The organism is Luteibacter sp. NPDC031894 (assembly GCF_050273135.1).
Taxonomy (GTDB): domain Bacteria; phylum Pseudomonadota; class Gammaproteobacteria; order Xanthomonadales; family Rhodanobacteraceae; genus Luteibacter.
Genome location: NZ_JBNNMV010000001.1, coordinates 41744 through 62341, shown reverse-complemented (window position 1 = coordinate 62341; position 20598 = coordinate 41744). Strand labels below are relative to the sequence as shown.

Annotated in this window: 16 protein-coding genes and 1 tRNA gene; 4 read left to right on the top strand and 13 right to left on the bottom strand. The window is 63.4% G+C overall.

All coding sequences use genetic code 11. The features are described 5' to 3' along the window. Positions 1 to 90: 90 nt before the first annotated feature. Together pip and ACQKIE_RS00345 are read right to left on the bottom strand one after the other, a co-directional pair. Positions 91 to 1047, bottom strand: coding sequence for a prolyl aminopeptidase (pip, locus tag ACQKIE_RS00350; protein ID WP_427454895.1), 957 nt, complete (start codon positions 1045 to 1047; stop codon positions 91 to 93). Between the two features lie 142 nt (positions 1048 to 1189). Beyond that, entirely contained in the window at positions 1190 to 2572 is a 1383-nt protein-coding gene (locus tag ACQKIE_RS00345) for an FAD-binding oxidoreductase (protein ID WP_427454894.1), read from the bottom strand. Between the two features lie 113 nt (positions 2573 to 2685). Here ACQKIE_RS00345 and serA point away from each other — a divergent pair, with 113 nt between their 5' ends. The 3 genes from serA to ACQKIE_RS00330 all read left to right on the top strand — a co-directional run bounded on the left by serA (position 2686) and on the right by ACQKIE_RS00330 (position 6045). Continuing rightward, positions 2686 to 3921, top strand: coding sequence for a phosphoglycerate dehydrogenase (gene serA, locus ACQKIE_RS00340; RefSeq protein WP_427454893.1), 1236 nt, complete (start codon positions 2686 to 2688; stop codon positions 3919 to 3921). 107 nt (positions 3922 to 4028) lie between these two features. Further along, positions 4029 to 4610 (top strand): TetR/AcrR family transcriptional regulator, encoded by a 582-nt coding sequence (locus tag ACQKIE_RS00335; protein WP_427454892.1) that lies wholly within the window; start codon positions 4029 to 4031, stop codon positions 4608 to 4610. Then, positions 4594 to 6045, top strand: coding sequence for a nitrilase-related carbon-nitrogen hydrolase (locus tag ACQKIE_RS00330; protein ID WP_427454891.1), 1452 nt, complete (start codon positions 4594 to 4596; stop codon positions 6043 to 6045). Before ACQKIE_RS00335 ends, ACQKIE_RS00330 begins: the two co-directional genes overlap by 17 nt. Here ACQKIE_RS00330 and ACQKIE_RS00325 read toward each other — a convergent pair. The 9 genes from ACQKIE_RS00325 to thrS form a co-directional block, all read right to left on the bottom strand. Next, positions 6046 to 6122 (bottom strand) — tRNA-Pro (locus ACQKIE_RS00325). It abuts the gene before it with no gap. A gap of 47 nt (positions 6123 to 6169) precedes the next feature. Continuing rightward, a complete protein-coding gene (locus tag ACQKIE_RS00320) occupies positions 6170 to 6526 on the bottom strand; it encodes a MerR family transcriptional regulator (RefSeq protein WP_036114913.1) in 357 nt (118 codons plus the stop codon). Further along, positions 6507 to 6806, bottom strand: a complete 300-nt coding sequence (ihfA, locus tag ACQKIE_RS00315) for an integration host factor subunit alpha (RefSeq protein ID WP_036114917.1) — start codon at positions 6804 to 6806, stop codon at positions 6507 to 6509. The genes ACQKIE_RS00320 and ihfA overlap by 20 nt, the downstream gene beginning before the upstream one ends. Before the next feature lies 1 nt (position 6807). Beyond that, positions 6808 to 9189 carry a phenylalanine--tRNA ligase subunit beta gene (gene pheT, locus ACQKIE_RS00310; RefSeq protein WP_427454890.1) on the bottom strand — a complete coding sequence of 794 codons (2382 nt, stop codon included), beginning with the start codon at positions 9187 to 9189 and terminating at the stop codon, positions 6808 to 6810. Between the two features lie 28 nt (positions 9190 to 9217). Continuing rightward, positions 9218 to 10210 (bottom strand): phenylalanine--tRNA ligase subunit alpha, encoded by a 993-nt coding sequence (pheS, locus tag ACQKIE_RS00305; protein ID WP_427454889.1) that lies wholly within the window; start codon positions 10208 to 10210, stop codon positions 9218 to 9220. Positions 10211 to 10320: 110 nt separating this feature from the next. Beyond that, on the bottom strand, positions 10321 to 10680 hold the full coding sequence (gene rplT, locus ACQKIE_RS00300) for a 50S ribosomal protein L20 (RefSeq protein ID WP_072322974.1): 360 nt from the start codon (positions 10678 to 10680) through the stop codon (positions 10321 to 10323). 13 nt (positions 10681 to 10693) lie between these two features. Continuing rightward, positions 10694 to 10891: a 50S ribosomal protein L35 gene (gene rpmI / locus ACQKIE_RS00295; RefSeq protein WP_036114929.1), complete on the bottom strand. Its 198-nt coding sequence runs from the start codon at positions 10889 to 10891 to the stop codon at positions 10694 to 10696. A gap of 172 nt (positions 10892 to 11063) precedes the next feature. Next, the gene (gene infC, locus ACQKIE_RS00290; RefSeq protein WP_427456748.1) at positions 11064 to 11591 is read right to left on the bottom strand and encodes a translation initiation factor IF-3; all 528 of its coding nucleotides are present in this window, start codon (positions 11589 to 11591) and stop codon (positions 11064 to 11066) included. 45 nt (positions 11592 to 11636) lie between these two features. Next, positions 11637 to 13538 (bottom strand): threonine--tRNA ligase, encoded by a 1902-nt coding sequence (gene thrS, locus ACQKIE_RS00285; RefSeq protein WP_427454888.1) that lies wholly within the window; start codon positions 13536 to 13538, stop codon positions 11637 to 11639. Positions 13539 to 13763: 225 nt separating this feature from the next. Here thrS and ACQKIE_RS00280 point away from each other — a divergent pair, with 225 nt between their 5' ends. Then, positions 13764 to 14774: an NAD-dependent epimerase gene (locus ACQKIE_RS00280; protein ID WP_427454887.1), complete on the top strand. Its 1011-nt coding sequence runs from the start codon at positions 13764 to 13766 to the stop codon at positions 14772 to 14774. 159 nt (positions 14775 to 14933) lie between these two features. Here ACQKIE_RS00280 and ACQKIE_RS00275 read toward each other — a convergent pair whose 3' ends face one another. Next, positions 14934 to 16349, bottom strand: a complete 1416-nt coding sequence (locus ACQKIE_RS00275; RefSeq protein WP_427454886.1) for an RHS repeat-associated core domain-containing protein — start codon at positions 16347 to 16349, stop codon at positions 14934 to 14936. Continuing rightward, entirely contained in the window at positions 16349 to 20578 is a 4230-nt protein-coding gene (locus ACQKIE_RS00270) for an RHS repeat domain-containing protein (RefSeq protein ID WP_427454885.1), read from the bottom strand. The genes ACQKIE_RS00275 and ACQKIE_RS00270 overlap by 1 nt, the downstream gene beginning before the upstream one ends. Positions 20579 to 20598: the final 20 nt, after the last annotated feature.

Below are 20598 nucleotides of genomic sequence, written 5' to 3'. Positions count from 1 at the left end.
TAAGGCACCCCGGACCGCGGACAGGGTCCGCTCCCACCAAGCAGGTTCTCGCTGCCTGGTGCGAGCCGACCCTGTCGGCGATGCGCTCGCTCAGCCGGCGAAGCGGTCGGTGGCTTTGACGAGTTCCTTCGTGATGCCGGGTTCGAACGCCGAATGCCCGGCGTCCTGCACGATGCGCAGCTCCGCTTCCGGGAACGCACGGTGCAAGTCCCACGCACTGCGTGCGGGGCAGACCACGTCGTAGCGGCCTTGCACGATCACCGTCGGGATGTGCCGGATCGTGTGCACGTCGCGTAGCAGTTGACCATCGGCGTCGAAGAATCCCGCGTTGACGAAGTAATGGCATTCGATGCGCGCGAAGGCGAGCGCGAACTCGTTCTCGCCGTTGGACGCCATATGGCCTTCGTCCTGGTAGAGGTAACTGGTCGCGGCCTCCCAGACCGACCACGCACGCGCCGCGGCGACACGTACCGCCGGATCGGTGCTGGTCAGGCGACGGTGGTAAGCGCTGATCAGGTCGCCATGCTCGGCCTGCGGGATCGCGGCGAGGTAGCTCTCCCACGCGTCCGGATAAAGCGCGTCGCAGCCAGCCTGGTAGAACCATTCCAATTCCGAGCGACGGAGCAGGAAGATGCCGCGGAGCACCAGCTCGGTCACGCGGTCGGGATGAGTTTCGGCGTAGGACAGCGCCAGGGTCGAGCCCCAGGATCCACCGAAGACCTGCCAGCTATCGATGCGCAGGTGCTCGCGTAGGCGCTCGATGTCCGCCACGAGGTCCCACGTGGTGTTCTCGGCCAGTTCCGCATGCGGCGTGGACTTGCCGCAACCGCGCTGGTCGAACAGGACGATGCGGTACTTCTTCGGGTCGAAGAAGCGACGGCAGCGCGGGTTCGTGCCCGCGCCGGGACCGCCATGGAGGAAGACCACCGGCTTGCCCTTGGGATTCCCGCTCTCCTCGAAATAAAGGGTATGCAGCGGCGAGACCCGCAGCATGCCGCTGTTGTACGGCTCGATCGGCGGGTAGAGGTCGGGGGATTCCTGGGCCATGGGAGGGTCCTATAGGCGGGGGAAGGGAAGGATGGCGGCCGCCATTGTAGGAGCCGCTATAGCGGCGAGGAAACCTCGAAACGCCGTGGCAAGGGTCTTCTCCCCGCTATAGCGGCTCCTACACTGGTGACAGCAACATCGGTCACAACAGCTTTCCCGGGTTCATGATGCCGTTGGGGTCCCACACCGCCTTGATGCCCCGCATGAGCGTGATTTCCGCCTCGCTGCGCACGCTCCCAAGCCACGGCTTCTTGACCAGGCCAATGCCGTGTTCCGCCGAAATACTGCCGCCGTGCCGAGCCAGCGTGTCCACCAGAAGCGACGTGACGTGCTCGCACTGCTCGACGAACAGCGCGTTGTCCAGGTCGGCGGGCTTGAGCACGTTGATGTGCAGGTTGCCGTCGCCGATATGGCCAAACCACACGACCTCGAAGTCCGGGTAGCCCGTCGTCAGCAATTGCTGCATCTCTTCCATGAAGGCGGGGACGGCGGAGATACGCACGGAGATGTCGTTCTTGTAAGGCTTATGGGGAGCGAGGCTTTCGGTGATGCCTTCGCGCAACCGCCACAGCGCGGCGGCCTGTGCTTCGCTCGACGCGATCGCGCCGTCCACCACCCAGCCCTCGTCCATGCACGACTCGAAAAACGCCAGCGCGGCGGCTTCGGCCCGGGCATCGGCGGCATCGAACTCGGTCACCACGTAAAACGGATGGTCGCCTTCGAACGGTCGCTGCGCGCCGTGCGCGAGCACATGGCGCAACGCCCGGTCGGTGAAGAACTCGAACGCCTCCAGTGACAGGCGATGCCGTGCCTCCGCAAAGACTTTCATCAATGCATCCATTGCCGGTACCGCCAGCAGCATGACCTGCGAGGGCGGCGGCGGCGAGGTAAGCGAGAGCGTGGCCTCGACGACGATGCCGAGCGTTCCTTCGGAACCCACCACGAGGTGACGGAAGTCATAACCCGACGCGTTCTTCACCAGACCGCGGTTGAGGTCGAGCAGGTCGCCCGTCCCCGTGACCACCTTGAGCCCGGCCACCCATTGCCGCGTATTGCCGTAGCGGATGACGCGGATGCCTCCCGCATTCGTCGCGATGTTCCCGCCGATCTGGCAGGAGCCGCGCGCCGCGAAATCCACGGGATACAGCAATCCCCGTTCGCGTGCCGCGCCCTGCACCGCCTCCAGTGCGATGCCGGCCTGGACGGTGAGCGTTCGGTCGATCGGGTCGAAAGCGAGTACGCGGTTCATCCGGTCGAGACTCAGTACGACCTCGCCATCCGTCGCGACGGCCCCGCCCGATAACCCCGTTCGCCCACCCGACGGAACGATCCCCACCTGATGGCGGTTCGCCCACCGTACGATCCCCTGGACTTCTTCGACAGTCGCGGGCCAGGCGATGCAACGTGGCGCCGGCGTCCAGCGCCGCGTCCAGTCACGGCCATGGTGCTCCAGGTCGCCGGGCTCCACCGATACCTTGAGGTCGGGAAACTGGCGGGTCAGCTCGTCCAGGCGCGGGTCGGTCATGGGCAGCTCGTTTGGGGGTCACGCCGAGGGTGCCAGCCCTTTGGGTGCGCCGCAACATGGCCCCGGCGTTCTGGCATAGTGGCCTTCCCTCCCGTGGAACAGAAGCTCCGGCCATGACGCGTACCTCGTACCCGAAGGAAGACATCAAGGTCCTGCTGCTCGAAGGCGTGAGCCGTAGTGCCCTGGATACCTTCCGCCAGGCCGGCTATTCCCAGATCGAGTTCCATGAAAAGTCGCTGCCCGAGGAGGAATTGCTCGAGCGCATCGCGGACGCGCACATCGTCGGCATCCGCTCCCGCACCCAACTCACTGCGCCGGTACTCGCCGAGGCGCGTCGCCTGATCGCGGTGGGATGCTTCTGCATCGGCACGAACCAGGTGGACACGGTGGAAGCGGAACGCCTCGGGATCCCGGTGTTCAATGCGCCCTATTCGAATACCCGCAGCGTGGCTGAACTGGTCATCGCCGAAACGATCCTGCTGGTGCGGCGCATCCCGGAAAAGAATGCTCAGTGCCATCGTGGCGGCTGGTCCAAGTCCGCCGCCGGCAGTTTCGAGGTGCGCGACAAGGTACTCGGCATCGTCGGCTACGGGCACATCGGCACGCAGGTGGGCGTGCTGGCCGAATCGCTCGGCATGCGCGTCATCTTCCACGACATCGAGGCCAAACTCTCGCTGGGTAACGCGCGGGCGGCCGCCAGTCTCGAGGACCTGCTCGAACGCGCCGACGTGGTCACCCTCCACGTACCGGAAACAGCGCAGACGAAGAACCTCATCGGTGCCGCCGAGATCGCCCGCATGCGTCCCGACGCGATGCTGGTGAATGCCTCGCGCGGTACCGTCGTCGACATCGACGCCTTGGCCGACGCACTGCGCACGAAGCACCTCGCCGGCGCGGCGATCGACGTCTTTCCGGTGGAACCGAAAGGCAACGACGATCCCTTCGTGTCGCCGCTGGTCGGCATGGACAACGTGATCCTCACGCCGCACGTGGGCGGCAGCACGGCCGAGGCACAGGAGAACATCGGCATCGAGGTCGCCTCGAAGCTGGTCCGCTACAGCGATAACGGAGGCACGCTCTCGGCGGTCAATTTCCCCGAAGTATCCCTGCCCGGGCACCCCACCAGCCGCCGTTTGCTGCACATCCATCGCAACATCCCCGGTGTGCTCTCGCGCGTGAACGAGGTGTTCTCGCGCGCGGCGGTGAACATCGACGGCCAGTACCTGCAGACGTCGGCCCAGGTGGGTTACGTGGTGATCGACGTGACCAGCAGCGAGGAACAGGCCGTGGCCCTGCGTAACGAACTGGCGGCCATCGACGGCACCCTGAGGGCGCGCGTCCTCTACTAGGGTCGCCTGTCGGCAGGGCACTTGCCTGCCGCCCTTCCGTTCCCGGCGGACCACTCCCCGGAAAAAGGGGATTGCCTTCGGCCGCCGATCATGTTTACAGTGTAAACATGTCGTCCGACAACACCGCCAGCCGCATCCTCGCCGCCGCACACGCGCTCTTCGACGCCGAGGGAGCCGACGCCGTGACCATGCGCCGCGTCGCTGCCGAGATCGGCCTCTCGGCAATGGCGATCTACCGCCACTTTCCCAGCCGCGAGGCTCTCCTCGAACGGCTGTCCAACGACAGTTTCGAGGAGGCCGCCCGCCATTGGGCGAGCCACGCGCGCCAGCGCGACCCTCGTCGACGCCTGCTGGCCATGCTTGGCTCCTACCTCGATTACGCCCTCCTCCATCCGCATCTGTTCGACCACGCCTTCGGGCTGCCTCGTGATGGCGCACGTCGCTTCCCCGAGGATTTCCGCGCACGCCGGTCGCCCACGCTGAACCTCATCGCCGATGCGATCGTGGAAGGCATCGCGAAGGGCCAGTTGCGCAAGGTGGACGAATGGGACCTGGCGATGGACGTGTGGGCGCATGCCCATGGCCTCATCGTCCTCTATCGCGCAGGCCGCTTCAGTTACGACGAAAAGCGGTTCCGCACCTTTTACCTCGCATCCATAGGAAGGTTGATCGATGCCGTCGCGAACTGAGCGTTCCTTCGTCCTGGGCTGGCTAGTGGCCACCGTCTTCACGGCAACCGGCTGGTGGCTGGGAAGCGGCACCCACCCCGTATGGTGGGCTACGTGGCTGGCACCCATTCCCGTGCTATGGCTGGCCTCGCGGGTGCGCACCGCCTGGGCCGTCGCCGCCGCGTTCGTCGCGATGAGCCTTGGGTCGGGCAACCTCTGGGCTTACCTGCACGATCACATCCGGCTTCCGCTACCGATCGTCGTCTATGCGATGGTCCTGCCGGGCGCGATCTTCGCGTTGTGCGTCTTGTTCCATAAACGCCTGCTGCTTCGCGGGCGCCCGATCGCGGCGGCGCTGGCGGTTCCGGTGACCTGGGTGGCGGCGGCGTACGCGAACAACCTGCTCTCTCCGCACGGGACGTTCTTCGATATCGCCTATACGCAGATGGACGCGCTGCCGGTGATCCAGGTGGCGGCGATCACCGGTATCTGGGGCGTCGGCGCGTTGCTGATGCTCGTCGCGACAGCGGTGGCCATGTCGGGCGCCGCCCAGGTTCCCATCGCGTCACGGATCGCCATCGCCACGGCATCGTCACTGCTGCTGATAGCCAGCCTCACCTACGGCTTCTGGCGCCTGCATGCGCCGGCCGAGTCGACCCTTCGTGCCGGGCTCGTTGCCCTCGAGCAAACGGGCCGCCTCGTGTCGATCGAGACGCCGGAAGGCAGGGCGCGGCAGGATCGCTACCTCGAGGCCTTGTCGCGCCTCGCTGCCAAAGGTGCCCAGGCCGTCGTATTGCCGGAAGGTACGTTCGCCACCACCCACTCCCTGCCGGGGCTCGCGGCATGGGCGGAGCGCGAGGGCATCGTCGTGGACGTCGGCGTGGACTTTCAGGGCGAACCGGGCCTGGAGCGCAATATGGCGATGGCCTTCCAGCCCGGCATCAACGCACCCACGACCTACAACAAGCGTCATCTCATCCCCGGATTCGAAGATCGCTTCACCCCGGGTACGGAAGATCGCATGCTTTCCGGCACGCCACGTGTCGGCCTCGCGATCTGCAAGGACATGGATTTCCAGGACATCGCCGTCGCGTACGGTCGCCGTCACGCGCAGTTGCTCCTGGTACCGGCCTGGGACTTCGTCGCCGATGGCTGGCTGCACAGCCGCATGGCGATCATGCGGGGTGTCGAAGGCGGATTCGCCATCGCGCGCGTGGCGCGCTCCGGCCGCCTCACCCTGAGCGACGACCGCGGCCGCGTGCTGGCGGAGGCCTCGAGCGAGCAGGACGATGCGGAACTGGTCGGCAATGTCCCGCTGCGCGAGACGAGCACGCTCTATGCGCGCTGGGGCAACTGGTTCGCCTGGCTCGATGGCGCGGCATGGCTGGCGCTGGTCGGGCTGGTGTTGGCGCCTGCGGCACAAAAAAAGCGCCCCGAAGGACGCTTTTCGAAATAATGGTCGGGGTGGCGAGATTCGAACTCGCGACCACTACACCCCCAGCGTAGTGCGCTACCAGGCTGCGCTACACCCCGACGAGCGAACGATTGTAACAGCATCGCCGCGATCTGCGGAAGGCGGATCAGCGACGAAGGAGGGTCAGGACTTCTTCCAGTTCCAGGCGGACCTGGCGGACGATCTGGTGAGACATGCTGGCTTCCATGCGCGCCTGCGGACCTTCCAGACGGGCGCGGGCGCCCGTGATGGTGAAGCCCTCGTCGTACAGCAAGGAGCGGATCTGGCGAATCATGAGCACGTCGTGGCGCTGGTAATAGCGGCGGTTACCGCGGCGCTTGACGGGCTTGAGGGCGGGAAATTCCTGCTCCCAGTAACGAAGGACATGCGGCTTCACGCCACACAGCTCGCTGACCTCACCGATGGTGAAGTAGCGCTTCGCCGGAATGGCGGGAAGTTCGGTGTTATTCCCTGGATCCAGCATAACCCTCGACTCTTACCTTGAGTTTCTGGCCGGGACGGAAGGTGACCACCCGCCGGGCAGAGATCGGAATTTCTTCGCCGGTCTTCGGATTGCGACCGGGCCGCTGATTCTTCTGCCTCAGGTCGAAATTGCCGAAGCCCGACAACTTCACCTGCTCGCCTCGCTCCAGTGCCTCGCGCACGACTTCGAAATACGCGTCAACGAATTCCTTGGCCTCACGCTTGTTGAGGCCCACGTCGAGGAAAAGCCGCTCGGCCATTTCCGCCTTGGTCAGCGCCATCTTATCCTCGCAGTTTCGCCTTGCATGATTTCTCCAATGCCCCCACCGCATCTGCCACGCGAGCGTCGGCATCGTCGTCGGTAAGGGTGCGTGAAGCGTCCTGTAAAATCAAGCCCATAGCGAGACTCTTTCGACCTTCATCGATCCCCTTCCCCGCATAGCGGTCGAACAGCCGGACCTCCTTCAGGACCTCGCCCAGCGCGCCACGCACGGCGGCCTCCACGGCGGCCCAGGAGACGTCCTCGGGCAGCTCGACGGCGATGTCGCGGCGAACCACGGGGAAGCGCGCGACGCGGCCGGCGCTCGGGAGGCGACGGGCGAGGATCGGCTCGAGCGCCAGTTCCATCACGTGGACGTCCGGGCCAAGGTCCAGCGCCTTGGCGAGCGCCGGATGGAGAGCGCCCAGGAATCCGGCCGGCTGCCCATCGCGCAGGACGCGGGCACCGCGACCCGGATGCAGCCACGACGGCAGGTCCCCGGCGTCCACCGACCAACGTTGCGGCTCGCCGGTGTGGGCGATGAGCGCGTCGAGGTCGCCCTTGAGATCGAAGAAGTCGACGGTGCGCGAGGCTTCACCCCATTGCTCCGCCCTTGCGGTACCGGAAGCGACGAGGGCTACACGGCCCACCTCGTCCGGCGCACCACCGGTGGCGTGGTAGCTGCGGGCTACCTCGAACAGGCGGACACGTTCCTGCTGGCGGGCACGGTTGTGGCGCAGCGCCTCGACCAGGCCGGGCAGCAGCGACGTGCGCATGACCGCCAGGTCGGCGGACAGCGGGTTCGCCAGTGGCACGCTGTCCCGGTCGAGGCCCCAGGTCTTCAGCAGTTCGGCGTTGACGAACGACAGGGTCACTGCCTCGTAATAGCCGCGCGCCGCCAACTGGTCGCGCAAGGCCATCTCGGTGAGGCGTGCCTCGGGCTCCGCGCGCAGCGCGATCTCGCCGGCGGGGACGTGGGTGGGAATGCGCTCGTACCCATGGATGCGGGCGACTTCCTCGATCAGGTCTTCCTCGCGCTCGATGTCGAAACGGCTGCTCGGCGGCGTGATCCGCCAGCCGTCAGCGACCTCGGCCACACCCATGCCCAAGGCGGTGAAGATGCGGGTGACTTCGCCAGCGGCCACGTCGATGCCCAGCACGCGACGCAGGCGCGCATGACGGAGCAGGACCGGCGCGTGCTCGCGGAGGTCTTCGGGGCGCTCGGCGACCGTGATGGGTCCGGCCTTGCCCCCCGCGAGCTGCAGCAGCAGTTCCGTCGCCCGCTCCAGGGCGCGTTTCGGCAGGGCCGGATCCACGCCGCGCTCGTAGCGGTGCGACGCATCGGTGTGCAGGCCGAGTTTGCGCGCGCGACCCATGATCGCCGCCGGCGCGAAATGCGCGGCTTCGAGGAAGACGTTACGGGTGCTGTCGGTGACGCGCGATGCGAAGCCGCCCATGATGCCGCCCACGGCCAGGGCACGATCCTCGTCGGCAATGACGACGAACGACGCATCGAGCTTCGCGTCGTTGCCGTCGAGCAGCTTCAGCGTCTCGCCATCAATGGCGTGGCGCACGCGAATGGCGCCCGACAGCGTGTCGTTGTCGAACGCGTGCAGCGGGTGACCGAGCTCCAGCATCACGTACTGGGTGATGTCGACGATGGCGCTGATCGGACGAATGCCGGAGCGACGAAGGCGCTCGGCGAGCCACAACGGCGAGCGTGCCGTGGCGTCGACGCCCTCGATGACGCGTCCAAGGTAGCGCGGTGCATCCGCGCCGGCTTCGAGCCGCACCTGGCGCGACAGGCTGGAGTTGATCGGCGCATCGACCTCGCCCACCGCCTGCACGCGGCTGCCGAACAACGCCGCCACGTCGTGGGCAAGGCCGTTCAGGCCGAGCACGTCGGGACGATTGGGCGTGACCTTCAGCTCGATGGTGGCATCGGGCAGGCCGAGGTACTCGGCGAGCGGCTTGCCCACCGGCGCGTCTGCCGGCAACTCGAGCAGGCCGGATGCGTCGGCGTCGATGCCGAGTTCCTTCGCGGAACAGAGCATGCCGTTCGATTCGACGCCGCGCAGTTTCGCCGCCTTGATCTGGATACCGCCGGGCAACGTGGCGCCCACGGTCGCCAGCGGCACGCGAATGCCGACGCGCGCATTGGGCGCGCCACAGACGATCTGCAGCAACGCGCCCTGCCCGGCGTCCACCTTGCAGACCTGGAGGCGGTCCGCCTCCGGATGCTTCACGGCTTCGACGATCTCGGCGACGACGACGCCGTCCAGGCCCTCGCCCAGAGGCGTGACGTCTTCGACTTCCAGGCCGGACATCGTGAGCGCGTGGACCAGCGCCGCGTGATCGGCGTCGATGGCGACCAGTTCGCGCAGCCAGTTTTCAGAGAATTTCATGGGAGCGACTCGTTGGACTGGGGATCGATCAGGCGAACTGGCGCAGGAAGCGCAGGTCGTTTTCGAAGAAGGCGCGCAGGTCGCCCACGCCGTAGCGGAGCATGGCGAAACGCTCCACGCCCAGGCCGAAGGCGAAGCCCGTATAGCGCTCCGGATCGATGCCGCAGTTGGCCAGCACGGTCGGGTGGACCATGCCGCAACCGAGCACTTCGAGCCAGCGCGTGCTGCCGTCCTCGGCATCCCAGCGGATGTCGACCTCGGCCGAGGGCTCGGTGAAGGGGAAGTAGCTCGGGCGGAAGCGCATTTCGAAGTCGCGCTCGAAGAACGCCCGCACGAACTCGGCGAGCGTGCCCTTCAGGTCGGCGAAGCTGGAGGTCTCGTCGACCAGCAGGCCCTCGATCTGGTGGAACATCGGCGAATGCGTCTGGTCGGAATCGCTGCGGTAGACCTTGCCCGGCGCGATGATGCGAATCGGCGGCTGCCGTCCCTGCATCGAACGGATCTGCACCGGCGACGTATGCGTGCGCAGCAGGCGGCCGTCACCGAAGTAAAAGGTGTCGTGCATGGCGCGGGCCGGATGGTGCGGCGGGAAGTTCAGCGCCTCGAAGTTGTGCCAGTCGTCTTCGATCTCCGGACCGTCGGCACGTTGGTAGCCGAGGCGACCGAAGATGTCGGCAATGCGCTCGAGGGCGCGGGTGATTGGATGGATGCCGCCATATTCGCCGTCGCGGCCCGGCAGGGTGACGTCGATACGCTCGGACGCGAGGCGACGATCCAGCTCGGCCTGCTCCAGCGTCTGCTTGCGCAGCGCGATGGCGTCAGCGAGGCGCTCCTTGGCGCGATTGACCTCGGCACCGCGCGCCTTGCGCTCGTCGCCGGAGAGTTGGCCAAGGGCCTTGAGGGCGGCGGTGACGGCGCCGTTCTTGCCCAGCAGGGCCACGCGCACGGCGTCCAGCGCCTCGAGCGAGGGGGCAGCTTCGATGTCCCGCAGGGACGCGTCGATATGCTCGATCGATTCCATCGGTTTTCCTGACTTTTCCTGGCACGGAAAAAAGAATGGGGAGAAGGCAAGGCCTTCTCCCCACGTCATCCATCATCGCGCAGTATCGCTACCGCGCGCGGTAAAGCGGATTACGCAGCCAGACTGGCCTTGGCCTTCTCTGCGATCGCGCCAAACGCCTTGATGTCATGCACGGCCAGGTCGGCGAGGACCTTGCGGTCGACCGAGATGTTGGCCTTGGCCAGCCCGTTGATCAGGCGGCTGTACGACAGCCCGAACTGGCGGGCGGCGGCATTGATACGGACGATCCACAGCGCGCGGAACTGGCGCTTGCGCTGCTTACGGCCGATGTAGGCGTACTGACCGGCCTTGATGACGGCCTGGTTGGCTACGCGGAATACCTTGCGGCGGGCGTTGTAGTAGCCCTTGGCACGGCCGATGATCTTCTTGTGACGACGACGGGCGGTAACGCCACGCTTAACACGAGCCATGGTTCAGCCTCCCTTAGAGATACGGCAACATGCGAGCTACACCCTTGGTGTCGCACGCTTTGACGTGGTTGGGAGCGCGCAGGCCGCGCTTACGCTTGGTCGACTTCTTGGTCAGGATATGCGACTTGAAGGCGTGACCGGCCTTGAACTTGCCGGATGCGGTCTTGCGAAAACGCTTCGCGGCCGCCCGGTTGGTCTTGATCTTGGGCATCGGAATGCTCCGTATTCGGTTGCTGACTGATCCGGCGGCAAGACCTTGAGGGGCCTGCACTTTCCTTCCTGCCGGGTACGGTGGTTCGGCCCATCCATTCGGACCGAGCCGGCGATGATACATGAATCTTAAGGCTATGTGTACAAAGGGCGCCTCGCGGCGCCCTTTGGGATCAGACCTTTTTCTTCGGCCCGATCATCATGACCATCTGGCGGCCTTCCAGGCGGGGGAACTGCTCGACCACGCCTTCCTCGCCGATATCGGCCTGGATCTTGCGGGCGAGGTTCTGGCCGAGGTCCTGGTGGGACATCTCGCGGCCGCGGAAGCGGATCGTGACCTTGACCTTGTCGCCTTCCTCGAGGAACTCGCGCATCTTGCGCAGCTTGATGTCGTAATCGCCCACGTCCGTGACCGGACGGAACTTCACTTCCTTGATTTCGACCTGCTTTTGCTTCTTCTTGGCGGCCTGGGCCTTCTTCTGGGCCTCGAACTTGAACTTGCCGTAATCCATGATGCGGCAGACCGGCGGATCGCCGTTCGGCTGGATTTCGACGAGATCCATGCCCAGCTCCTCGGCGGCGCGGATCGCATCACGGGTCTCCATGATGCCCAGCTGCTCACCTTCGACGCCCAGCACGCGAACCCGCGGTACGCGAATGTCGTTGTTCTTGCGATTGCCCTTGTTATCGGTCGTAGCGATACCGCTATCCTCCAGAAGAATGATCCCAATACCGAACCCGCGGCCTTAGCGGCGGGTTTCGGCTTCCAAACGTTGGACGAAGTCCGCCAGCGGCATGCTGCCGAGGTCTTCGCCCCCGCGGGTACGTACTGAGATGGTACCCGTTTCCCGCTCGCGGTCTCCGACCACGATGAGATAGGGAACCTTCTGCAACGTATGCTCGCGGATTTTATATCCGACTTTTTCATTGCGCAAATCGGCGTCCACCCTGAACCCTTGTCCGACAAGGGTTTGCACGACTTCACGCACGTAATCGGCCTGCGCGTCCGTGATGCTGAAGGCCACCGCCTGAATGGGGGCGAGCCACGTCGGAAGCAAGCCGGCATGGTGCTCGATCAGGATGCCGATGAAGCGCTCCATGGAGCCCACGATGGCCCGGTGCAGCATGACCGGGTGCTGGCGCTGGCTGTGCTCGTCCACGTACTCGGCGCCCAGGCGCTCGGGCATCATGAAATCGACCTGCATCGTGCCCACCTGCCAGGCGCGGCCGATGGAGTCCTTCATGTGGTACTCGATCTTCGGGCCGTAAAAGGCGCCCTCGCCCGGGAGCTCTTCCCAGGTCACGCCGGCCGCGGACAGCGCTGCCCGGAGCGCGTGCTCGGCCTTGTCCCAGACCTCGTCCGAGCCAATGCGCTTGTCCGGGCGCAGGGCGATCTTCATGGCGATGTCGCTGAAGCCGAAATCCTCGTAGACCTTCATGGCCTGCGCGTGGAAGGCCGCGACCTCGCCCTCGATCTGGGCTGGGGTACAGAAGATGTGGCCGTCGTCCTGGGTGAAGGCGCGCACGCGCATGATGCCGTGCAGTGCGCCCGACGGCTCGTTGCGATGGCAGCCGCCGAACTCGCCATAGCGGACCGGCAGGTCGCGGTAGCTGTGCAGGCTGGTGTTGAAGATCTGCACGTGGCCGGGACAGTTCATCGGCTTCAGCGCGTAGGTGCGCTTCTCCGATTCGGTGAAGAACATGTTCTCCTGGTAGTTGTCCCAATGACCGGACTTCTTCCAGAGGCTGACGTCCATGATCTGCGGGCCACGCACTTCCTGGTAGCCGCTCTTGCGGTACACGCCGCGGACGTACTGCTCCACGGCCTGCCAGATCGCCCAGCCCTTCGGGTGCCAGAACACCATGCCCGGCGCTTCTTCCTGCTGGTGGAACAGGTCGAGCTGCTTGCCGATGCGGCGATGGTCGCGCTTCTCGGCTTCCTCCAGCTGGAGCAGGTACGCCTTGAGGTCCTTGTCGTTCAGCCAGGCGGTGCCGTAGATGCGGGTGAGCATGGCGTTGTTGGAATCGCCGCGCCAATAGGCGCCGGCCACCTTCATGAGCTTGAACGCGCGCAGCTTGCCCGTGTTGGACACGTGCGGTCCACGGCAGAGGTCGGTGAAGTCGCCTTGCGTGTAGAGCGAGAGTTCCTCGTTCGCCGGAATGCCCTCGATGATCTGCGCCTTGTATTCCTCGCCCATGTCGCGGAAGAAGCGAATGGCTTCGTCGCGCGTCTTCACCGAGCGCGTGACGGGGATCTGCTCCTTCACGATCTTCTCCATCTCGGCCTGGATGGCGTCGAGGTCGTCGGGCGTGAAGGGGCGCTCGTACGCGAAGTCGTAGTAGAAGCCGTTGTCGATCACCGGACCGATGGTCACCTGCGCGCCAGGGAAAAGGCGCTGCACGGCCTGGCCCAGCAAATGGGCCGTCGAGTGGCGGAGGATATCCAGTGCCTCGGGGCTCTTCTCGGTGACGATCTCGAGCGCCGCGTCACGGTCGATGGTGTAACTGGCGTCGACCAGCTTGCCGTCGACCTTGCCGGCGAGGGTGGCCTTGGCGAGGCCGGCGCCAATGGAGGCGGCGACGTCCTGCACGGAGACGGGATGTTCGAACGGGCGCTGGCTGCCGTCGGGGAGCGTGATCTGGATCATGGATGGTTCCGGAAAACAAAAAGGGCGCCAGGCGCCCTTCGGATGACGAAGACGTGGCGGGGGCTCAGGTTGGGAAGCGCGTAGTCCGCATGTCGCACACTCGGCCGGCGTTGCCGCGGGCCACCTTCGTCGCAGGGATATCGGGCGAAAACTAGATCAGGGTCGCTGCCATGTCAATCGGCCGACGCTAAACTAGCGCACTCGCCCACTCCCCCGGCCTCCACCATGCGCATCCTGGTCACCGGCACCGCCGGATTCGTCGGCTCCGCCCTGGCGGAGCGCCTGCTCGCCCGCGGCGACACCGTGCTCGGCTTCGACAACCACAACGATTACTACGATCCGACGCTGAAGGACGCCCGCCTCGCGCGCTTCACGCCGCATGCGGCGTATACGCACGTCCGGGCGGATCTGGCCGAGCAGACGGCGGTCGACCGCGCCTTTGCCGATTTCCAGCCCGAGCGCGTCGTGCACCTCGCGGCCCAGGCGGGCGTGCGCTATTCGCTGACCCATCCGCGCGCCTACGTGCAGAGCAACCTCGTCGGCTTCGTCAACGTGCTCGAGGCCTGCCGCCACCATCAGGTCGGCCACCTCGTCTATGCGTCCTCCAGTTCCGTCTATGGGGCGAACCGGAAGATGCCGTTTGCCGTGGAAGATCCTGTGGACCATCCGGTCAGCCTCTACGCGGCGACGAAGAAATCGAACGAGCTGATGGCACATACGTATAGCCATCTCTTCGGCCTGCCAACGACGGGGTTGCGCTTCTTTACCGTCTACGGTCCCTGGGGACGACCCGACATGTCCCCGATCCTGTTCGCCAACCGGATCGTCCGCGGCGAGCCGATCGACGTGTACAACCACGGCCAGCACAGCCGCGACTTCACCTATATCGACGATATCGTCGAGGGCGTCATCCGGACGCTGGACCATCCGGCGGCGCCCGATCCTGCATACGACCCGGTCGCACCGAATGCGGGCACCTCCGCCGCGCCCTATCGCGTGTACAACATCGGCAACGATGAGCCGGTGCAGTTGCTCGACTTCATCGCCACGCTCGAGAAGCACCTCGGGCGAACGGTGGAGAAGCGCCTGCTGCCGATGCAACCCGGCGACGTGCCGGATACATGGGCGGATGTGTCGGCGTTACGGCGGGATGTGGGTTACGCGCCGTCGACGTCGATCGATGAGGGGTTGGCGAGGTTTGCGGCTTGGTACAGAGGGTTCTGTTTGCAAGACTAAATCTGCCAACTGCGACAACGATTATGGAGCACATTAGCGGCAATGAATTGATGCCGCCAATCATTCGCGATATGGACTCTCGGACTCCCTAGCCAGTATGAAAGCTGCAGCTAATGCCTAACTTCACGATGGCGTTCAGCCAGCCACACGGCACCGCCGTTATGGAAAATATACAGGCGCGTACGGATTCTTCGCATAAGTAATAGCCCTTGTACGTTCGGCCGCTGCCTCCGCAGGTTTCAAGCCCGTCGGGTTGAAATTGTAGGGATTGGTCTTGTAGACGCGGAAATCGCTACCTCCCGCCAGAACCTGCGGCCATAGCGTTCGTTCCGTCGCTGTAAAACTGTCGTACTTCAGCCCCATCAACGTACTGGGGAAGTTAACCGTTACTGAATTTTTGTATGCCTTTACCGGGACGTTTATCAATTTCTGAAACTGCGCGGCAAATGATCTATCTCCTCCATGCCCTCCATAGCAGATCGCCATCCGCACATGGCTGTAGGAACTCGGCTGAATACCCTTGCTTTGTAACAGCGTCAACAGCTGATCTGCGGTAACGCCGACTACGTTTTTCTTACCCAACGTGAGGGCAACAACGGTATTCGCATTAGCAAGCCGCTCCTCTGTGCTCAAGTTGGCTCCGTGAGCGATGATGTTCAGGCGATTCATCGTGCCTTTCTTGTAGTCGTCGACAAATGTATAAATATCACTGCGCACATGCTCAAAGTCGCGCATGTGCCCCCCTAACCTAACGGGCCCACTGCTGCGAGCGAAGTTGGCCGCGACCGCCGCCTCATCGCCGTGCGAAGCCACGCGTCCTGCACTCGCGAGCCGGTAAGTCAAGCTCCTCGCATTCGCGGCTCGCATGCCAAGCCTTGCCACTCCCGTGTTCGCTGCAGACTTGAAAAACCCAGCGCCACCGCTTGCCAAACCCGTTCCCAGAGAGGCCCAGTCGAAAGCCCGGGCCAAATCGGGGTCCGATTCCCGCAACGCCGCCGCGGCGATGCCGAACCCAGCCGAAACCGCCGCGAGACCCGTCATGAATGCACCCAGGGCGAAAGAGCCTCCACCGGTGAAGGGGGCAAGCATGACGCCAGCGACCCCGAACACTGTGGCCTGGAACACTGGGTCGAAAAAAAGTGGCTCATGCGTCACTACGCTGTACCGCTGAAGAACCTCCATGTGTCCACTTGGGTCGGCGAAGTTGACAGGGTCGCCCGAGCAGTAGGCATAAGCGTTGGGCCCTCCCTCATCGAAGGGACTGACATTGTCCGGCATCTGGAAGCACCCTAGCGCCGGATCGTAGACCCTGTATCCGCCGAGGTGGTAATCGCCGGCGACATGATCCACGGTTTCGCCCGTGAACCCGATCCAGTTGGCGAACTCACGGTCGAGCGGGCGATAGCCATAGGGCGTATAGGAGAAATGGCTCAACTTCTTGCCAGTCAAATCGTACCTGGCCACCAGCGATCCGCGGGCATCCTTTATCTCAAAGCTGGTACTTGTCGACTCCGGGCCCGAGTTGGTATCGCCGGTTACAGATGATTGACATACGCAGGCGTCACTCTCGTTCATCAGCCAGAGCCGGCGCCACCAGTAGGTGCCCTCTTGCGGGAACAGCGCATACGCCGATCGGACGTATGGCCCGCTGTAATGAAACCTTTCAGTTGTATCCGTCGCATTAGTTTTCCCGACGATGCGACCGGCGTCGTCATAGTGATAGTCATAGAACTGCGTATACGCCTTGCCGTCCTTGGGCTTGGCCTCAGCGAGTCGACCCCAACCGTCGTAATAGTATGTATGGGAGTTATCTCCGGACAACCGGCCCAACGCGTCATACTGGAGGGAGGTGGCGCCGTAACCGATGACGAATGCGTCACGCTTCGTAACTGGGTGGCATCCTTGGCATCGTAGTTATAGGTCGAAGTGTTCTTGCCTCCGGCAAACGTGCTCTGGACCTCTTTGATGTTTCCCAACGCGTCATAGGTAAAGACCTGTCCATCGAGAGTCTTGCCGCCCTGGTCGACCGGTTTCTCGCTTCCCGTACACGTGTAGTCAGCAAGGCGGCCGTCCTTGGCATACGAGTACTTTTCAAGACGGACGGACTTGCTGTCCTGCAAGGTTTCGGCACTTGCCAGCTGCCCGGTCGCGTTGAAGGTCCGGCGCAGCGTCAAGTTTGGCAGACCCGTCAGCACGTAGTTCCGCTCGGTCTCGCGATCCAAGCGATCGTAGGTATAGGTAATGGACATGCTATGTTTGCTGCCGGTGTGCGTCACGGTTTCGCTGGAGAGCCGCCCTCCCTCGTCATAGGTCAAGTGCCGCTGAACCTTCTCGCTGATGGAACTGCTCAGCCGGCCCGCCCCGTCATAGGAATGGGTCGTCATGTCGACGCCGCCCGCGTTGTCCTTGAGCAGGCGGCCGCGCAATGAGACGGTACTCGTCAACGACAGGTCGACTGGCACGTAGGCGCCGAGCGACAATGAAGACGACTCCTTTACCTCACCGGTCAGCCGATCGTGCTGAACGTCCACCGTCGATCTGGATAGATCCCGGGCGTTCTTCACCACGGACGTCCCCATGCCGATGAACTCACCCCCTTGGTAGGTGAACGTTTGCTGGTGACCACCGATGCTGCATTCGGTCATCCGTCCCAGGCCATCAAACGTGCGGCTACCAAGTTCGTATTCATCAAAGCCCGTGCCATTGGGCCGCAACGCTGCAATACGACAGACTTGCGATTCGAGGCTATGCCTGGGATAAGCGAACGCGTACCCCCTGAGCATTTCAGACGCGCCACCCATGAGCTTGGTACTGATTGGCCTGCCGATCACGTCATAGCTGTAGGACGTGAAAGGGCCCACCGCGGGGCGCTCGGTGATGAGTTGCCCAAAGACGTCGAACTCGTAGGACGTCGCCATCGTCACGGCCCCGCTCGCACATTGGGATTTGGTCACCCTTCCATGCTGGTCCATCCACTCTGTGAATTTCGGACCCACGTATTTCCCCGTTGCCTGCCACCGGGTAACCTGCATGGCGACAGGATCGTTCTCGATGTACTGCGTCGGCCCGCCCACGGTTTCAACTTTTGCAATGCCGCCCCAGCCGTCGTAGCTCAGCTTCCGCTGCAGCTCACACAGTTTCGTGCCCGTGCCCTTGCCGGTCGCGGCGTCGAACTTCAACTGGTAGTCGATCTCGGTTTCGCTGGCTTTCCGGCCCCGTAGATCGTAGGTGCTCGTCGACACCAGCAGCCATGTACTCACGTCATTGACGCGATACTCGGAATCGGTCGGACGCCCTAAAAAGTCCACGCTTTCGCGGGACTGCTCGCCGTTGGGCAGAGTCGTGGTCGTTTGCCAGCCCTTCGCGCTCGCCGCGTACGCAAGGCTCACCGTCATGCTAGCGTCCACGTCCTGCGCATCTTCCACCTGCTTGATCAGCTGTCCCGCCGCATCGTAGGTGCACTCCGTCACCACGCCCAGGTGATCTTCCGTTCGCAGCAACCGCCCTGTCAGGATGGACGAGCCGCGCTTCAGTACTTCCTTCACGGTCTGCGTCGAACCTTCCACGACTTTCACCGGCGACTCAGTGGTGATGGTGGTGACCAGGTTGGCGTCCGACACCTCGTACTCGATAGTCGCCTTATGAACGGACAAGGGCACCTCCTTGCCCTTGGCATCCAAGAGACAACGCGTGGTCATGCTGGCACGACCAAAGGCGATGCTTTTGCTGTCGGTGTGGTAAGCGGTACGCTCCAACTCCATCGTCCCTTCGGGCCACTTATCAAGCTTGATGCCGTCGGCGGACGTAGGGCGATGGATCGTCAACTTGACCGAGGGCTTCATCCAGGGGCCGCGTGCGGCCGTGCCGGCTACCGCAAAAGGGGTGTAACCGTAGAACGTCCAGCGCAGGTCCGTGCGCTTGCCATTTTCAAGGGTGTATACCTTCTCGGACTCGACATGGACGGTGGCGTAGTTCGGATTGCCTGCGCACTCGACGTCGATTGGGAGATTGAAGCGTGCTCGGCCGTCCCGCGTCGCCCACGGTTCCTGTGTCACTAAATGATCTTCGACCCGCCCCGTGAAAACCGTTCGCTTATTGAACCCCATGGCCGCGTTGAGCCCCATGACCGCGCTAAAAGGTGGGATCTTAAAGAGCAGTTTGTCGATTTCTGTGGCGATCATTAGGTCGGCGCTCAAGTGTCCGGGAACAACATGCACAATTCGCTCCTCGGTCGTGTGCTCAACCTTGGCTTCACCTCGAAAGTACGTCCATTCCGTCGTAACGCCGTCGATCGTTTGTTTGATGAGGTTGCCGAAGGAGTCAAGTACCTGTACCGACTCTTCCACGCGCTGGACCTTCTCCTCCTTTCCATCCTTATTGAGCACGGCCTTGCAGAGCGTCGTCGTGGTCGTGCAGGTGCTGTTCCTGGTTTTCTCGTCGTAAACAGTCGCATACGCCGAGGTCCGACTGAACGGCCCATCGGCAAGCTCCGTCTTGAGCAACTGACCTGCTGAGTCGTAGGAATGTTTGGTGACCGCGGAACCTTCCGTAACCGAGGTAACCTGCCCACCCGCGCCAACGTCGTAGGCATAATCGGTGGTATAGGTGGCACCTTGTGCACCCACCTTGACACTCATCGTCTGTACGCGACCATCTTTATAGGCCAGGGTTCGCTTCAAGCCTTCAATGACTTGCTCGATCTTGTCCTTCGTCACGACGGTGGCATTGGCAATCTCGGCAATGTGCTCAACGCCACCCGACATCTCGTAGCGGAATGCCTGAGTGCTGACGAGATTTCCCGCAGTTGTCGTAATCTTCTGAAGCTTCCCGTCCTGGATGGCGAAGCTGTGCGTACAAGCCTCGGGTGTACCGGGCAGGATCTCGAAGCCGCTCGTCGTGCCATCGGTTCCGGTGATGGCCTTGATTAACACACCGGTCTCGTCAGAAATCGATACGAGGTGCGGACGATGGGGCTTCGCTTCACCATCAGAGTGCGGATGACCCGCATCTCTTCCCTTCTCGAGACGCCATTGCAGCGTCACTGAACGTCCTTCGGGTGTGATGATCTCCGTAGGCAGCATGAAATACCCGTGCCTGTACTGTTGCAGGACAGCTTCGGCCAGCATTGGCCTCCAATCGTATCCATCGCCGTAATCGAACAGCGGAGTCAAGACTTCGACGGTACCTTCCTTGCGCGTCAGCTTGAGACCCCTGAACAGGTCGTCGCCGACAGGAAATATCCGTACACCGGCGTTGGCCAGCGCTCCCATAGCCGCCCCTGGCCCAGAGTTACCGAACGTCACAATGCTATCGAGGCCACCGTCATAAGTGGCGAGACTACCGACGTGACCGACAGCCGTCTTTTGTACCCACATGTAGCTCAGGCATGGCGCCCAGTTGCCTAACGCGGCGGTGGCCCCGGGACAATACGATATTGACAGGTTTACCTCCGGCCCCTGCCCGCCATTCGCCGACAAGAGCGACAAAGGGGCAGTATGTTCCAGCCTTCCAGACAGAGGGTTTACCGAGCCACTACGCATTGAGGTTGCGGGAATGTACCCTGGGGCCCTGGCGGAGCCTACCTCATAGTCTTCGGGCTCTCCGGGCGCACCGATAAAAGTGATGTCATCAACAGGCACCTTGCGGTCCGCGTTGTATTCGATCTCAGTGTACTCAAGGATCCCTGCGTCCCAATCGATCGACTTCAGCTTCCCGTGACCGAGCCTTAACTCCCGCCCGCGGAACCTTATCGGCGCATCAACACCAACCATTCTAGACAGCAGTAGCTTGCCTGTTGCGTCCATGACGTACTCCGTGAACTCTT

Excerpts from the sequence above, each read along its gene's own strand:
- pip (WP_427454895.1), bottom strand. The coding sequence starts at position 1,047 with ATGGCCCAGGAATCCCCCGACCTCTACCCGCCGATCGAGCCGTACAAC.
- ACQKIE_RS00345 (WP_427454894.1), bottom strand. The coding sequence starts at position 2,572 with ATGACCGACCCGCGCCTGGACGAGCTGACCCGCCAGTTTCCCGACCTC.
- rplT (WP_072322974.1), bottom strand. The coding sequence starts at position 10,680 with ATGGCTCGTGTTAAGCGTGGCGTTACCGCCCGTCGTCGTCACAAGAAG.
- ACQKIE_RS00330 (WP_427454891.1), top strand. The coding sequence starts at position 4,594 with ATGCCGTCGCGAACTGAGCGTTCCTTCGTCCTGGGCTGGCTAGTGGCC.
- pheS (WP_427454889.1), bottom strand. The coding sequence starts at position 10,210 with ATGGAATCGATCGAGCATATCGACGCGTCCCTGCGGGACATCGAAGCT.
- ACQKIE_RS00275 (WP_427454886.1), bottom strand. The coding sequence starts at position 16,349 with ATGAACGAGAGTGACGCCTGCGTATGTCAATCATCTGTAACCGGCGAT.
- pheT (WP_427454890.1), bottom strand. The coding sequence starts at position 9,189 with ATGAAATTCTCTGAAAACTGGCTGCGCGAACTGGTCGCCATCGACGCC.
- ihfA (WP_036114917.1), bottom strand. The coding sequence starts at position 6,806 with ATGGCGCTGACCAAGGCGGAAATGGCCGAGCGGCTTTTCCTCGACGTG.
- thrS (WP_427454888.1), bottom strand. The coding sequence starts at position 13,538 with ATGATCCAGATCACGCTCCCCGACGGCAGCCAGCGCCCGTTCGAACAT.
- ACQKIE_RS00270 (WP_427454885.1), bottom strand. The coding sequence starts at position 20,578 with ATGGACGCAACAGGCAAGCTACTGCTGTCTAGAATGGTTGGTGTTGAT.
- ACQKIE_RS00280 (WP_427454887.1), top strand. The coding sequence starts at position 13,764 with ATGCGCATCCTGGTCACCGGCACCGCCGGATTCGTCGGCTCCGCCCTG.
- serA (WP_427454893.1), top strand. The coding sequence starts at position 2,686 with ATGACGCGTACCTCGTACCCGAAGGAAGACATCAAGGTCCTGCTGCTC.
- ACQKIE_RS00320 (WP_036114913.1), bottom strand. The coding sequence starts at position 6,526 with ATGCTGGATCCAGGGAATAACACCGAACTTCCCGCCATTCCGGCGAAG.
- rpmI (WP_036114929.1), bottom strand. The coding sequence starts at position 10,891 with ATGCCCAAGATCAAGACCAACCGGGCGGCCGCGAAGCGTTTTCGCAAG.
- ACQKIE_RS00335 (WP_427454892.1), top strand. The coding sequence starts at position 4,029 with ATGTCGTCCGACAACACCGCCAGCCGCATCCTCGCCGCCGCACACGCG.